Origin of the sequence: Balneola sp. EhC07, assembly GCF_001650905.1 — a bacterium.
GTDB lineage: Bacteria > Bacteroidota > Rhodothermia > Balneolales > Balneolaceae > Balneola.
This window is the reverse complement of record NZ_LXYG01000002.1, coordinates 156,280-173,285: the sequence shown is the minus strand read 5'-3', so window position 1 is coordinate 173,285 and position 17,006 is coordinate 156,280. Positions and strand designations below refer to the sequence as shown.

The following is a 17,006-nucleotide window of genomic DNA, read 5'->3' as shown; positions in this document are numbered from 1 at the left end:
GACCCCTCATTCTCCTTTTAAAAAGTTTTAAAAATAAAAAGTGTACAAAATTAACTCTCTCATATCGTTTCTGATACTGCTTCTGTTAGCAGCGATGGGAGAGGTTCGTGCACAAAACGCGCCAACCAGCGGAACTTCAATTAAGAATCAAGCAACTACAACTTATTCCGAAACTGGCGAAACTAATCCAATTGAAATATTTTCAAATGAAGTTAATGTTGTTGTTGATGCAACAGTCGATTTTGCTCTGGAACTCAATAATTCATATAAAAGGTTCAGAGGGGAAAAGGTAGAGTTTGATCATTTTCTGATTAACCGAGGAAATATAGCCTCTACATTTGATATCAAGATCTACAATTGGGATCAAGGTGATTATGACCTTGAAGATCTGGAATGGTTGAATGGAACTAAGTCTAAAATTCAGAATACCGACACTTTATTTCAGACAATAACTTTAAATCCGGGAGAGCGATTCGACTTCAGATATTCAGGTGCAATTAATGAAGCTGAAGATGATTCGATCACTTCTATCATTAATGTAGAGGCCATTTCAAGAGAGTTTGACGTCAAGTTGTTAAAACGTGATTCCGTATATGTTTTATCAGGAGCTAGAATTGAGTTAAATAAAACTCAGTCAGGTAGTGAGGAAAAACTACCGAATGAAAACTTTACATATACAATTGCCGGAATAAACAAGGGAGATGTTTCAGCATTACCTAGAAGCGGAATTACGATTGATGGAATAGCGTCGAATAAAATTATACTGCTTGACTCTATCCCTTCGAATGTGAGTTTTGTTCAATTTACAGAAACAACAAACGGACAAGAGCTTTATGGTTATGAAGGGAATGGTAAATATGAATTTACCAGCTCATTACCTTCAGATCCGGCTTTAGTTTCTTTCATTGGTCTTGCTTTTGATGAACTAGGTCCGGGAGAAGAATTTAGTACGACTTTCCAGGTACAGATCAATCCGGGAGCGAGCGATACCGTACAAAACAGAGCAGAAATAAGCTATAGTGATCCGGAACAAAATATAGTTGTTGATGCGGCTTCGGATAATGTAGTTGCATTCCTTCCTTCAAACGGTGCTACGATTGATTATTATACTGATGATACTTTTGGAAAGAAAACAGGTACATCAAGTATAGGTCGTAAACTTAATCTCCAGGCAACTGCTGCAGCATGTAATGAGTTCAGATCCAGGATTGATACAACAGAAATAACGCTACAATCTTTTGAAACCAGTGATTCTGAAAAATTCATTGGAATTGAAACAGGGATCAATACCAGTTTATTCAGAATTGCAGGGGGTGTACCAACCCGAAATGCCGCTGATTTTGATGTGATAATTGGTAACAATATTCTTGAAACGGTTGAAGATGATGTAATCCAAGCAAGATTGAATTGTAGCGGGATCAATAACACCGGAGGTGGTGGTGAAGGAGCTAGAATTGAAACTACGGTTATTGTAGATCCTTATGGTATTGTTTTCGACAGCGAAACTAATCAGCCGATCAGAAATGCAAAAGTAACAGTAATAGATGTTACAGGAGCTAACAATGGCGGTGACGCCGGTGGAAGAGCTAAGGTTTTTGAAACAGACGGAACAACTCCTGCTCCAAGCGAATATGTGACCGGTCCTGACGGTAGATTTGCTTTCCGATATCTTGAAACCGGAACTTATAAAGTTGAAGTAGAAACTCCGGAGGGTTATACCTTTACATCAGAAGTACCATTGGGACTTCTGCCGGCAGGTCGTAAAGTCGATACCTTAGCATCTTATGGCAAGGATTGGGTTTTCAGCAATGTTCCTCAAGGTACAGATTTTGATATTCCTTTAGATCCACAGGCTAGAGGTGTTCTGTTCACCAATAAAACAGTAGATCGTCCAACTGCAGAAATTGGTGATTATATCAATTACACAATTACTATAAAGAGTGAAGCGATTAATACAGTTAGAAACCTGTTTATTGATGATCTGCTTCCATTCGGTTTCGAATATCAATTGGGATCTACAAAACTGGATGGGGTAAAACTTCAGGATCCCGAAGGTGGTAAAGGCCCGAGTTTAAAATTTGATGTAGGAGACATAGAATCAGGAACAACCAAAGAATTAACATACAGAGTATTTGTAGGTCCTGGATCAGAAAAAGGGAAAGGAATTAACGTTGCAATAGCCAAGAGTGACGAAGTAGTAGTTAAAAGCAGTAATGAAGCTAAAGTAAAAGTTGAGGTTCGTGGTGGTCTGTTTAATGACAATGCTTATGTAATAGGTAAAGTTTTCCAGGACTGTAACGAAAATGATATGCAGGACGCCGGTGAAGTTGGAGTGCCTGGTGTGCGATTATATATGGAGAATGGTACTTATGTTGTTACCGATAGTGAAGGGAAATATACATTCTATGCAGTAAGCCCTAATAAGCATGTTCTTAAAGTTGATAACTATTCATTGCCGGAAGGAAGTAAGCTTTCTGTTTTGGATAACCGTCATGCAAATGATCCTTCCAGTAGATTTGTGGATGTTAAAAAAGGTCAACTTCATAGAGCTGACTTTGCAATTTGTGAATGTACTCCGGGGGTAAATGAGGAAATTAATTCCAGAAGAGAGTTGCTTTCTCAAACATCTAAAGATGCACTGACCGGTTCTTTAAAAAGAAGCTTCACATTAAATGAAAGTAACGCTCAATCAGGCAGAGGTCAGTTTGAAAATGCAAGTGGTACTGTAGACGGAAAGGTTTCAGTATCCAAAAAAGCTGCAACTAGCCCTGACGGAAAAATAACAAACGCAGCTAAAGAAGAAGAAATAGCTCCATCACAAGGTGTATTACTTGAAGAAGCCTTAATGAAAGCTGAAGATGGTTTAGGATTTTTGAATCTTTCAAATAATGATACGCTTACAGTTAACAATTATACGATTTGGGCTAAAGGTAAATCAGGAGCCAAGTTCTTACTGACATTAAATGGAAATTTAATTGCTGATGAGAAAGTTGGTCAATCTTCTATTTCACCATCAAATAATTTACAAGGTTGGGAATATGTGAGTATCGATTTTGAAGCTGGTAAGAACGTGTTGGTATTAGAAGAGGTTGATCCGTTTGGTAACATCAGAGGCAGAGAAGAAATACAAGTATTTGCACCGGGTAAAGCAAGCCGACTTAAAGTAACCGCTCCAAGAAATTATGTTTCTGCAGATGGAGTATCTTCGGCCTTGATAAGAGTAGAGATATTGGATGAAAACGATATCAACGTAGGAGATCGTGTATTAGTAACACTGGATACGGAATTCGGAAACTGGAAAGTTAAAGACAATAATACTAATGAGCCCGGAACTCAAACATTTATTGAGGGTGGTTTTGCTGAATTTGAACTTACTTCAACCTCTCAACCAAAAACTTCTATAGTTCGTGCTAATCTTGGTATCATAAAAGGTGAATTAAAAGTTGAATTTTTACCTGACTTAAGACCATTAATTGCTGCAGGTATAATTGAGGGTACACTTAGATTCAACCAACAGGTAAACATAAGCTCCGAAAAAGAAGCTGATGGTTTTGAAAGAGAGTTGAAGCAACTTTCATATGATTTCCAAAACTTTACAGGAGATGCAAGACTTGCTTTCTTTATTAAAGGTAAAATAAGCGGAAGATCACTTTTGACGGCAGGTTTTGACTCTGAAAAGTCAAAAGAAGACAGATTATTTAGAGATATCAGACCAGACGAATTTTATCCGGTATATGGAGAGTCTTCTATTAAGGGGTTCGATGCCCAGTCTTCAAGTAGACTATATGTGCGTGTTGATCGTGGTAAAACCTATGCTCTGTATGGTGATTTTATTACTCAGGATAGAGATCAGAATGTACAACTGGGAACATATAGCAGAGCTCAAACCGGTTTAAAAACAAGTTTCGAACAAGGAAAGATCAAAGCACAGGCATTTGGTGTAAATGCATTCTCAAGCAGAAAAGTAAGAGAATTCCAGGGACAAGGGATTTCAAGATATGATCTTCCTGACAGAGACATTGTAGATAATAGTGAGATCATAGAGATAGTAACTTATGACAGAGAACAGCCTGATGTTGTTTTAAGCGTTGAGAGACTTACTCGTTTCCGTGACTATGTTATTGACCCATTTTCAGGAGTGATCACTTTTAAAAATCCTGTTTCAAGTGTGGATATTGATTTCAATCCGGTATTTATAAGAGCTACTTATGAAGTTACAAACAACCAGGACAGATACTTGATAGGTGGTGTAAAAGCCGAAACGGAACTAAGAGAAGGAATCAAGATAGGTGCAAATGCAGTTCAGGATAACAATCCTGAAAATAATTTCAGATTACTTTCCGGTAATTTCTCTGCGGAAATGGGTAAAGCAACAAAAGTAGTTGGTGAATTTGCTAACACCAATACTGATAATAAGGGCAGTGGTAGCGCAGCACGAGTTCAGGTAAATCACAAAGGTTCCAAACTGGATGTATTTGCTCAGTTAGGTAAGTCAAATGAGAACTTCAGCAATGAAGGTTCCGGTTTAGGACAGGGTAGAACAGAAGCGAGAGCAAGAACGCGTTATAAACTAAACAGTTCAACTTCACTTAAGAACGAGCTTCTATTTACAAGAAACGATACAACCAGTGATCGAACGTTTGGTGGATTGATCTCAGCTGAAAAAACTTTTGGAAACAATATCAACGCTGAAATGGGGCTGAGATATTCTGAAAATTATAAATCAGCTCTCGATTCAACATCTTATAACACGAACATAAGAGGAAAAGTTAAAGCTGATCTTCCATTCCTTTCAGGAGCCTCAGCTTTCGGTGAAGTTGAACAAGATCTGAATGAAGCAGACAAGCGATTAATTGCAATTGGAGCAGATTATAGACTCAGAAAGCTTGCAAAGCTGTACGCCCGACATGAGTTCATTTCAAGTGCGGCAGGTATTAATACACTTAGCGGTTCACAGCAAAGAAATAACACGGTAGTTGGTATTGATGCCAGTTACATGAAAAACGGTAAAGTGTACAGTGAATACAGAGTTAATGATTCTTTTAACGGAAGAAGCGGTCAGGCTGCCATTGGATTGAGAAATCAATTCCAGTTAGCAAAAGGTCTTGGATTGAACTTTGGTTTTGAAAGAGTATTTACTCTGGAAGGTCAGGCTGTGAACGACGGAACAGCAATTACTTCTGCAGTAGATTACACCGGCAGCACAAATTGGAAAGCTACCGCAAGAGCTGAAGCGAGATTTACATCTACTGATAACCTGTACCTGAATAGTCTTGGTTATGGATTGAAATTAAATACTGACTGGACACTTTTAACTAAGAATATCATTTCATTGAATACCAGAGATGGGGTATCCGGTTTAAGCAAATTGCAAGAACGTTTACAAGTTGGAGCAGCATACCGAAGTACATCAACAAATAAATTTGATGCTCTTTTCCGTTATGAATTCAAACATGAAATTGACAAGAATGTTGATGAGGATTTCTTCAGAACTGCACATGTACTTTCTTCTCATGGAAACTATCATCCAACTACAGACCTGACTTTATCAGGTAGAGTAGCGGCGAAGTATTCTTTAGAGTCCGACAGCCAATTAAGGACTTCAAGCTTCCTTGAATTAATTTCAGGTAGAGCTATTTATGATATAGACGAAAAATGGGATGCCGGCATAAATGCAAGTTTGCTGGCTAACAGTGATTTTACAACTAAAGATTATGGACTGGGTGTTGAAGCCGGCTTCTTGGTTGCTACAAACCTTCGTTTAGCTGCAGGTTTTAATTTCTTCGGATATGATGATCAGGACCTCGTTGCAAACAACTATACGCAAAAAGGTGCTTATTTAGGATTCAGCTACAAATTTGATGAGCGTCTATTCGATAACCTGATCCCGGACAGAGTTAAGAAAACTCCAATAATCGACCCAAATAATTACCTGACTTGTGTGGAAATATGTGAAGCTCCGGAAATTGAGATCTTGCCATTTACTGCGGAAGCTATTCCACATGATTTGACTGTAAACCCAATTGCTGCAAGAAGCATCGCTTTCGGAGAACTTGAAACTCTAACTGTACTTCCAAAGCATATCCACTTTAACAACAACAGCACTTACATTAATCAGCCTGCTGCTCAAATGTTGGATAAGGTTGCTAAATTCTTAATCGAACGCGATGAGGATTACTTCATCAGAGTAACCGGTCACACGGATAGCAAGAGTTCTCAATCTTACAACTTAGCACTGTCGGAAAGAAGAGCTAAAGCAGTACGTGCTTATATGGTTGCAGCTGGTGTGGATGCAGATAAATTACAGTTCGAAGGATTGAGCTTCAGCAAAAATGCAGCTCCTGAAAAAGATCGAGTGGATATGGCTAGAAACAGACGTGTAGAACTTGACCTAAGTGTGGAAAACAGAAACATCAGATTTATTTCTCAGGTTGAAGATCTTCAGGTTAACCCAAGAATCAGAGGTATCAGAAGTTGGGATTATGTATTTATAGCAGAGCACAATGCTGTTCCGAGTGGTTTAAATCTGGGTGCAGGTTCATCTCTTAACAGAATTCATGAGTACCTCGTACGACGTGTTTCATTGCCGATGAAAGAATACCAGAATTTAACAGTACAGATAAATGCTCCGTCACTTGAAATTGGAAACAGAGTTAAAGCTATTCTGTATGGAGAAGGCATTGCTCAGGATAGAATGATCGTATCTCAAATTTCCGGATCTGAAGTTGAATTTGATTACTCTGATGATTCATTCTTAAGAATCTATGACCAAACAGATGACATCGATCTTATAAATAACAGTCTTGCATTAAGAATGATGGATAATCTGATGAATATTTTAAGACAAAGAGAAGACTTGTTATTAATAAGAGACTTCTCTCAAAGCTATACTGTACCAAACATGGTAACATTTGCAGGAAGTAGTACTCAATTGAGTAATGAAGTGCAGGCAATTCTGTCCAGAATTGGTTCTTACCTGAAAAATTCAGTATCAGTTAGAATCGCAATAACAGGAGATGGTAGCAGAGCTTCTTCTTCAAGATTGAAAGCTATGAAGGACTACTTAGTTGAATGGGGCATTGATGCAAACAGAATTGAAATCAGTAATGAATCAAGAGCATCAGAAAATCAAGTGAACATTGAATATCTGAATGCAGATTCAATCAACCTTTTAGAATTAGACCTTATCAAAGATGGTAAAGGCGGAGGTAAATAATTGAGTATTAGTAAAATTAAATATCAATTAAGAATAGCCGGACTCTTGATGCTCGGGTATTTATTTTTTCTTCCAACTGAGGATGCAACAGCTCAGGTAGTTGTAAATGAGACAACGCTTACATCGGGTTCTTATACAGTGCCTTCTGGTGGAGAAGTTACTATAACTATAAAAGGTGGTGATGGAGGAAATGGTTCCAACACTATTGGTGGAGAAGGAGCCACTGCCGTTGCTACTTTTGCAGTAAATGCAGGAGATGTAATTCGTTATGTAGTTGGAGAAGCCGGAGTTACTCATGGAGGTTCCAGTGCAGGTGGTGGTGGTAGTACAGGTGTTTATATAAATGATGTATTGGTAATGGTTGCCGGTGCAGGTGGTGGTGGTGATAATTCTAATGGCGCTCTTGGTTTGGGTGGAAATAATATTACTGCAGGTGATTCAGGAACAGGGGATGGACCTGGTGCAGCGGGTACCAATGGAAATGGAGGAGGCACAACTACAAATACAGCAGCTGCCGGTGGTGGTGGTGGTGTGTTTTCTGCAGGTGGTTCGTCTGATGCAGGAGGTGGAGCTCGGGCAGATGCAACTACAACAGATACATCTCAGCTTCTGGATATTGCAAATGGCGGAAATGGCAATGGAACAGGTTCAGCAGGTGGCCGTGGATTTACCGGTGGTGGTGGCGCAGACTCTAATTATAGTGGTGGTGGAGCCGGTTATTCCGGTGGTGGTGGTGCAGGTGCTAATGGTGGAGCAGGTGGTGGAGGTTCATTCATAGCAGCTTCAGCTACATCAAGCAATTTTACAGCAGGAGGTGATGGTGCAGGAAATGAGAATAATGGATCTATTGTTGTTAATTATACAAACAATCCTCCTGGGTTAGAATCTAGTTCTATAAGTGGTACTACTTTAACACTGGACTATAATGAAACTCTGGACGCAGCGTCCACTCCTGCAACAGGTGATTTTGATGTAAGAGTTAATGGTTCATCTATCACGGTAACAAATGTATCTATTAACAATGATATAGTAACTATAACTGTGTCGCCGGGTGTAGACTTGAGTGATAATGTAACTATAGATTATACAGCCGGTACAAATCCTATTCAAGATCAGCAGGGAACACAATCAGCAAACCTTTCCAATGAAGCTGTAACAAATAATACTCCGGATAATACTCCACCGGGAATTCCACAGAATGTATCTGCAAGTGCGATATCAGGTGGTGCTATTAGAATTAACTTTGATGATGTAGATGAATCAAACGGAAGTGGCGTGACCACATATTCCGTAAAAAGAGCTACAAGTTCGGGTGGTCCTTATTCTCAGGTTGGCACTGTAAATGATAATGAAAGCATAAGCTATGCATTTACAGATAATACTCCGGTTAGTGGAACCACCTACTATTACGTAGTTAGTGCAATTGACGGATCCTCTAATGAAAGTGGAAATTCTGCCGAAGTATTTGCAACTGCTGATGGTGTTTCGCCTCAACTGGATTCTGTTATTGTAAATGGAGAAACACTGACTCTTTATTATGATGAACCAATTGATATTTCTTCTGCACCTGCTAATTCTGATTATTCGGTTACAGTAAATGTCACAAATAATAATCCTGTAAGCAGCTTAACGATTTCAGGAAATCAGGTAATACTTACTTTAACCAATGTGATTCAACCTACTGACAATGTTGAACTGGATTACACTCCGGGTATTAATAAAATTCGGGATAATGTAGGGAATTTAGCATCCTCGTTAAATGATCAGTCAGTTACGAATCAAACTACTGGATATACTCCAACACCACCATTGGGTGTAAGTGCTACTGCTATTGCCAATGGGGCTATTGAAGTTTCTTTCCTGGATGTAGGAACAGGAGGGGAAGTTGCCAGATATTGGATCAGAAGGTCCACTTCTCCCGGCGGTCCATACTCACAAGTTGGAGTTGTTGTGGATAACGAAAGTTCTGGTTACACCTTCACAGATAACACTTCTCTTAACGGCAATACATACTATTATGTAGTAGCGTCCGAGGATGGCAATTTAAATGAAAGTAATAACTCTGCTGAAGCTTCAGCTATTTCAGACAATGTTGCTCCTGTTTATGAAACAAGTCTTGTAGGTGGAAGCTCTCTTTTACTCGATTACGATGAAATTCTGGATGCTAGTTCAGTACCCGCAACAACTGATTTTGAAGTTAGAGTGAATGGTTCACAAGTAAGCATCTCAAGTATTTCTATAACAAATGTTAGAGTTAGTATTGAATTAACCAATGCTATTCAACAAGGTGATAATGTAACCTTTGATTACACTCCCGGAACAAATAGAATTCGAGATATAGCCACTAATGAAGCGGCAGCGTTTACAGGCACAAATGCTATTAATTACACTTCTACCAATATTCCATTTGGACCCGATCCATGTCCGATCATTAACGGAAATGATGCTAGTTGGGCATGTTTCGACGGAACTAATAATTCTACTACGATTTCAGCAAAAGTAGGAAATGTTGAAATTGCTACAGTTGATGCTCAAGGTGGTACTCAAACCACATTTTCTCCAAACGCACTTCAGGAATGGTCTACTGGTGCATTTTCAGGAGATCAATTCAATGGCCCTCAGGTTAATGCAAGTGGTAACACCGGTAATGCGACCTCTTTTGATATAAACATAGCTGATGGAATTCCTTCTGACGCATTTATACTGAGCTTAAATAAATTAAAACCAAACTCAGGAAATACTTCTTATACATTAGAAGCTTTTGATGGAACCAATACTAAAATCGTTGTTAATGGTTGGGTAACCGGCCAGGGTGTGGATGGCGGTGTTTGTACAAACTCCGTTAATCTGAATTATACCAATGCCAACACAACGATTGAATTTCAACCTGTAGTTTCTGGTAATCCTTCCTGTACGTCTTCTTCAAATGCAATTTGGTTCAGAGTAAATACTCCCGGTGTGGAAAGAATTGAGATCAGAAAAATCGTAGCTCAAACCGATAATATTCACGTAGGATTAGCTTTGGTTGCTGATTACGGGGATGCACCAAATTCCTACAGAACTTCTTACAATTCAAGAGGTAACGATCCGGCTTTTCATGTATTGAGCAATACCGGAACAAACCCTGTTTACTTTGGTGGTACAGTTGATGCAGATGGAAACGGAGCTGCAGGTTCTCAAGCAAACGGAGATGATTCTGAATCTTCAGGAATTGGTTCGGGAGACGATGAAGATGCAATTACAATACTTCCGGTTCTTAGAACTAATTACACAGAATATGATGTGAATCTGGTTTGTACTTCCGGAGCGAAAGTGGGTGCTTGGCTCGATATAAATCAAAATGGTACTTTTGATAATTCTGAATATGCTTTTGCAGAATGTTTAAGCGGGGTGGCAACACTAAGCTGGGGTGGTCTTTCAGGATTGATTACCGGAGATACTTTTGCACGATTCAGAATTGCGTCGCAAACAAGTAGTGTAGCTTCTCCATATGGAATTGCAATTGGTGGAGAAGTTGAAGATTACGGAGTTAGTATTCAGGAACCTGCTACTCCAGATCTGGAAATTGATAAAGTGGTTGATAATTCCACTCCGGTTCAGGGAGAGACAATCACTTATACTGTATCCGTTACAAACCCTGGAGAGTTTGAAGCAACAAATATTCAGGTTACAGATGATTTGCCAAATGGAATTACATATCAGTCGCATACAACAAGCCAGGGAACGTATAATACTTCTACAAATATTTGGAACATTGGCAGTTTAGCTGAAGGTGATACTACTACAGTTACATTAACTATTGTTGCTACTGTTAATAGCGGAACAGAAGGAAATACGATCACTAATAATGCTGAAATTACTCAGTTAAATGAGAACGATCCCGAGTTAAATAATAACTCTGCTTCAGCCGGAATTACAGTGGTTGCTGAAGCTGCAGATATTCAGGTACTCAAAATTGTAGATAATTCGGTTCCTATTGAAGGTGATTTTATTAACTATACAATTTCTGTTACCAATCAGGGGCCAAGAGATGCTTCAAATCTGAAGATCATTGATCAGCTTCCATCCGGAGTAGTTTTTCAAAGTGCTAATCCGAGCGTGGGAACATATAATAATTCGACAGGAATTTGGGATATAGGTACTTTTATAAATGGAGCCAGCGCGTCTTTAGTTATTAATGTTAGAGTAGATCAAAATACAGAAGGAAACACTATTGCTAACACTGCTGCAGTTCAGACGCTTGATCAGAATGACCCAAATAATTCAAATAACTCATCCACGGTTAATATTACAGTAGACGAAGCAAATGCTCCTACATCTTGTAATGATCGTCCGTTACTTCGATTTACAAATTACACTCTGGAAAGTGGTACGGCTTTACAACTTGGAGCGGTTTATAAGTTTGATTCGGTACTTCCTGGAGTATATGCACGTATCGAAATTATAACTGATAATAACGCGACTATAACTGATATTGATGAAACTAGCGGTACAACGGCTTTTAACGAAGCATTTTCTCCGCGAATTCAAAGTGCTGATGGCAATGATGCTTTCATGGATTTTGAGATTTCATTTTATGATTCAGTTACAAATGTTGAGAAGTACTTGTCTTTTGCGGCAACCTCCAGTGATGTGGATGGTACAGGCGGAAGTCTGAAAGAATACGTCGGTTTTCAAAATCTGAGTTCCTACACCATCGAAAGTACAACTGACCTTGTTATTGGTTCAGCAGGAATTTACGCAACCTACACGCCTGATAATTTCAATGGAGTATCTTCCACAGACCCTGATTTTTCAGACCATACGGTATACAGTGCGTACACTAATGAACCGAAATTCAGATTCAGAGCAGGTATACAGGGTGGGGGATCAACTTCAAATCGTTTATACAGATTAAGTTTTGATCCTTGTGAGATTAACAATTTTAATGATCCGGTTTCAGAAAACATAATTGATGTTTCTGTTACAAAAGCTGTGGATAATGTTTCTCCTTCAGTTGGTGATACTGTATCGTATACCATAACTGCAAAAAATGAAAAAGGAAATGCAGTAGGCAATGTTGAGGTTACAGACCAACTTCCGGCAGGATTAACCTTCGTTTCGGGTACTACAACATTAGGTAGTTATACAAACGGAACAGGAATTTGGGATATAGGCTCGCTTTCCGGATTACAATCTGCAACACTTACCTTAAAAGCCACAGTTAATACAGGGCAGGAAGGAAATACGATCAAAAATACTGCCAGCTTCTCAAATTTTACGGGTGGTGATGGTAATCAAAGTAACAATAGTGCAGAAGTTGATATTATAGTATTTGATCCGTCCTCAGGTTTAAGCTGTAGTGAGCCACCTTTATTTAATTTCAGTAATAATACATTAGAGCAAGGTATTGGCGGGCAGGTAAACGCGGTTTACAGATTTAATAATATCGCGTCGGGACTTGATGCCTTGGTGAAAATAAAAGCAATCAGTAATGCTACTCTGAGTAATATTGATAATAATACTTCAGGTAATAGTGCAGCAAATTTCAGTCCACTATTCCAGGCTACTCAAAGTGGAGGTTATATTGACTGGGAAGTTAAATTTGTTGCTACAGGAACCACGAATCCTGTAAAAAAGAATTTTGCAATGACTGCATTGGACATTGATGGTTTTGTAAATCAGAATGATAACACTCAAACTATTCGTGATTTCTTAGGATTTACTCAGAATCAGTCTAATTCTGTTCAGGGAGGGAATAATCTAACTGAAACTACTTCAGGTGCTTTCCAGTTCTTTACTTCTACTCCTGCAACAGATGGAAACGGGTCATTAGATTTCGATCATATGGCGTACATAAAGTATAATTATACTTCTGTATTTGAATTCAGAACCGGATCCAATTTAACAAATGGTTATACTATTGACCGTTTAGTGGATATTGATTTCGTCCAGTGTAGAAATCAGGATTTTGACCCTGAAGTTGTAACTACTCGTGATGCTGATATTTCCGTAACTAAGACAGTGGATAATGCAAATCCGCTGGAAAACGAATCCATAAATTTCACTATTACAGTTACAAACAATGGACCTGAAAGAGCTACCGAAGTAGATGTTAATGAAACATTACCTTCCGGATTGGCTTTAGTGCAAGCAAGTCCAAGTCAGGGAACTTACAACCAGATTAATAAGATTTGGTCTATCGGTACTCTTAACAACGGCAGTTCAGTAACAATGACTGTGGAAGCAAGCGTAAACTCAGGTGTAACAGCTGATTCTTTGGTAAATAAAGCATACCTGTTGGGACTGAATCAGTTTGACCCAAATCAGGCAAACGATACATCTAAAGTAGCTATATACATCAGTAATAAAGTTGAAGGTATTGTTTTCAAAGACAAAACCGGAAACGGTATAACCGACGGAGACACAAACTTTGGTGATGCTTCCGGTGATCAACAAGCAGTAAAAGATGTGATCGTTCATTTATTTAAAGATGGTGGTGATGGCCTGGCTGACGGTAGTGATGATGTATTCTTAAGATCCGATACAACTACTATTTCTGGTGCATTTACATTTCAGATCGGAGAAGATGCTGACTATTGGGTAGTTGTAAATTCTAAAACAGGAAATCTGACAAACGGTGCAAGCTGGGCCGAACAAGTTTATGCCCCGACAGGAGCACTTTGTTCAGATGGAGCGGGTGGAATTGGAACAAAAGGGTCAGCAGGGAATTGCTTTGGAGGTAGAAGAGGAAATCAATCTGATAATCTGCCTGTAGGAACGGCTCCATCTAATGCTGATCTTGCAAACGCTGAACATGTTGCAAAGTTCACGATGGCAAGTAATAATGTTTCCGGGCTTAACTTTGGGTTCAGTTTTAATGTGGTTACAGATATCAGAGATGGTGATGACGATCTTTCTTCAAATCGTAGTGTTCAAGGTTCGTTGAGACAGTTCATTACTAATGCGAACGAGATCTCGGGCGCTAACACGATGAGATTCGTTCCGTCAGTAGCTACTAATGAAACCGGAAGTGGTGGAAACTGGTGGAAAATCACATTGAGCTCAGAACTTCCTGCAATAACAGATCCTCTTACCACACTTGACGGACGTTCTTTTAATTTGAACTCTCCGCTTTCTATTCTGAATCCTAACTCCGGTACGGTTGGCACTGGTGGTTCAGTTGGTATTGATGGAATTTCATTAAGCACTTTTGAGAGAAAAGAACTGGAATTAGATCTTAATGACGTAGGGAATAACGCACTTTCTGTCAACAGTTCAGGTGCTGTTGTACTAAGACATTTCGCTCTTTTCAATAATGCTAGAACTGTTTCACTCGTAAATATAGTGGGTGGAACTATTGAAAATAATATGATTGGTACCAGAGCAGACGGAACTGATCCAACAGGACTTAACCAATCTGATCTTGGTATTCTTATCACAGGTTCAGGATCTCAAACACCGTTGATCCAAAGAAACTATATCGCTTATACAAAAGACAGCGGAGTGAGATCAGAAAATGGAAATGCCACTATTCAGTTCACTAAAAATGAGGTGTACAGAGCTGGTTCTTCTGTAAATAATGCTGATGGATTAGAAGGAATTGGTACATGGTCAATTACTCAGAACTTATTCCACGAAAATGGAAAAACAAGCGGAAGTGATGTTTACGGTGGAGCAGGTATAGAACTGGGTAATATCGCAGGAACACTGACTTCAGGAAACACAATCAGAAATAACACTATTCGAGATCAAAGAACAACTGGTATTAATGTTTTGAATAGAGTATCAAATACGCTTGTTGAGAAAAACATTATTACAGGAAATGGAACAGATTACTCTTCAAGTCCATATAAAGGAGCTGGGGTTCGGTTAAGTTTCCCGGACGCTCAGTCTCAACAAGGTGTATTTATAACTAAAAACAGCTTCTCCAATAACAAAGGACTTGCAATCGATATCGTTACTTCCGTTAACGGACAAGCTGACGGTGTATCCCCTAACGATGGCGTAATAGAAAATGCTACTACAGAACCAAATAAAGGGCTTGATTATCCTGTATTTACTTTAGCAACTGTAGATGGAAATCAACTTACAGTTGAAGGTTATATTGGTAAGAACTCAACGAGGTTAACAGGTGTATATACCATTGAAATTTATAAAGCTGCAGACGACGGTAATCAGCAGGGATTAATTGAAGAAGGTGGTTCGTTAATTCGTCCTCACGGAGAGGGACAAACTCTTATCGGTACCATCAATACAAATGCAAACGGTACGTTCAGTGAAACTTTTACTGTTTCTTCAACAAGCATTGTTATTAATGACAGAATAACTGCTCTTACTTTTGATTCCGGAAATAACACTTCTGAATTTTCAACCAATCAACGTGTTGTAGCTACCGGAGTTACTGTAAACGGATATGTATATAAAGATGATAATCACAACGCGCTGAGAGAAGGCGGAGAAAGTGGTATTGAAAACGTCACTATTGTTCTCTTTAACAAAAACCTGAATAACTGTAAGAGTGTTCTTACTGATGCGAATGGATTCTACCAATTCAGTAATGTTCTTAATGGCGAGTATGACTTAATTGAATCCTTTGGACAAAGTGTTCCAACCCCGGATGTGTGTACTCCTGCAGAAACAGATCCGACCGATCATATTTCAACTACGCCAAATTTAAGAACAGTAATTGTAAACAACCTTCCGGCACAGCAAAATTTTGGTGATTATGAAGGTTCAAAAGTTACAGGTACAGTTTTTACTGATAACGGAATTGGTGGAGGAACAGCTAATGATGGAATTAAAAATGGAACTGAAATTGGTATCAACGGAACCATTGTTAAAGCATTAACCAGTTCTGATGTATTGATCGAGCAAACATCAGCAAATGCCAACGGTACTTATGAACTGTTTATTCCAAAATCGACCATACCAAGTGGTGGAACTGTTAAAATTCAAGAAGTAAATAAAGCTTCTTATCTGACTATAGACGGTTCTTCAGGTACAACCTCCGGCTCCTATGACAAAAATACTGACGTAACTACTTTTACGAATACAGTTGGGTCTTCGTATACGGGTGTTGACTTTGCGGATGTACAAGTGAGTACTTTTAATACAAATGGTAGTCAGAATGTGCTTCCGGGAGCAATTGCATTCTTTCAGCACACTTTTGAAGCTAAAACTGCCGGAAGTATAGTATTTACAACAAATTCAGTGAATAACCCGAACAATGTTACATGGCCTGTAATACTTTACAATGATTTGAATTGTAATGGTTCTGTAGAAAGTGGTGAAACAATTCTGGATGGGAGTACTCCTGTAGTTGTTACAGCTCAGCAAACATTGTGTTTGTTGCTGAAAGTCAGTGTTCCACAAGGGCTTAATAACGGGTCAACAAGTAATACTACAATTTCTGCAGTGATGAGTTACTCAAATACTTCACCGGTGATCGAACAAAATTTATCAAGAAGTGATCTTGTTACGGTAAATAACAACGAAGCCGGTTTGGTTCTGATAAAAACTGTAGATCAAAATCAGGCATTACCTGGAGCAACTTTAACTTATACGGTTAGTTATCAAAATAATGGAGATGAACCAATAAGTTCTCTTGAGATCATTGATAACACTCCGAATTACACAACTTTTAATACGGCAGCTTGTGGGAGTTTGCCAAACAATCTAACCGATTGTACGATTACAACCCCATCTGTAGGTACTGCAGGTGGTATAAAATGGACATTTACAGGAACACTGCAACCCGGGGGTACCGGAGTAGTAACATTTACTGTTAAAATTGATAATTGAGGCTAAT

The 17,006-nt window shown here is 38.9% G+C and carries 2 protein-coding genes; both read left to right on the top strand.

Annotated features, from left to right (window positions below):
* Positions 1-40 precede the first annotated feature (40 nt).
* A complete protein-coding gene (locus tag A8B79_RS01720; RefSeq protein ID WP_066217228.1) occupies positions 41-7,216 on the top strand; it encodes an OmpA family protein in 7,176 nt (2,391 codons plus the stop codon).
* Positions 7,217-16,999: a SwmB domain-containing protein gene (locus tag A8B79_RS01715; protein ID WP_066217226.1), complete on the top strand. Its 9,783-nt coding sequence runs from the start codon at positions 7,217-7,219 to the stop codon at positions 16,997-16,999. It abuts the gene before it with no gap.
* Positions 17,000-17,006: the final 7 nt, after the last annotated feature.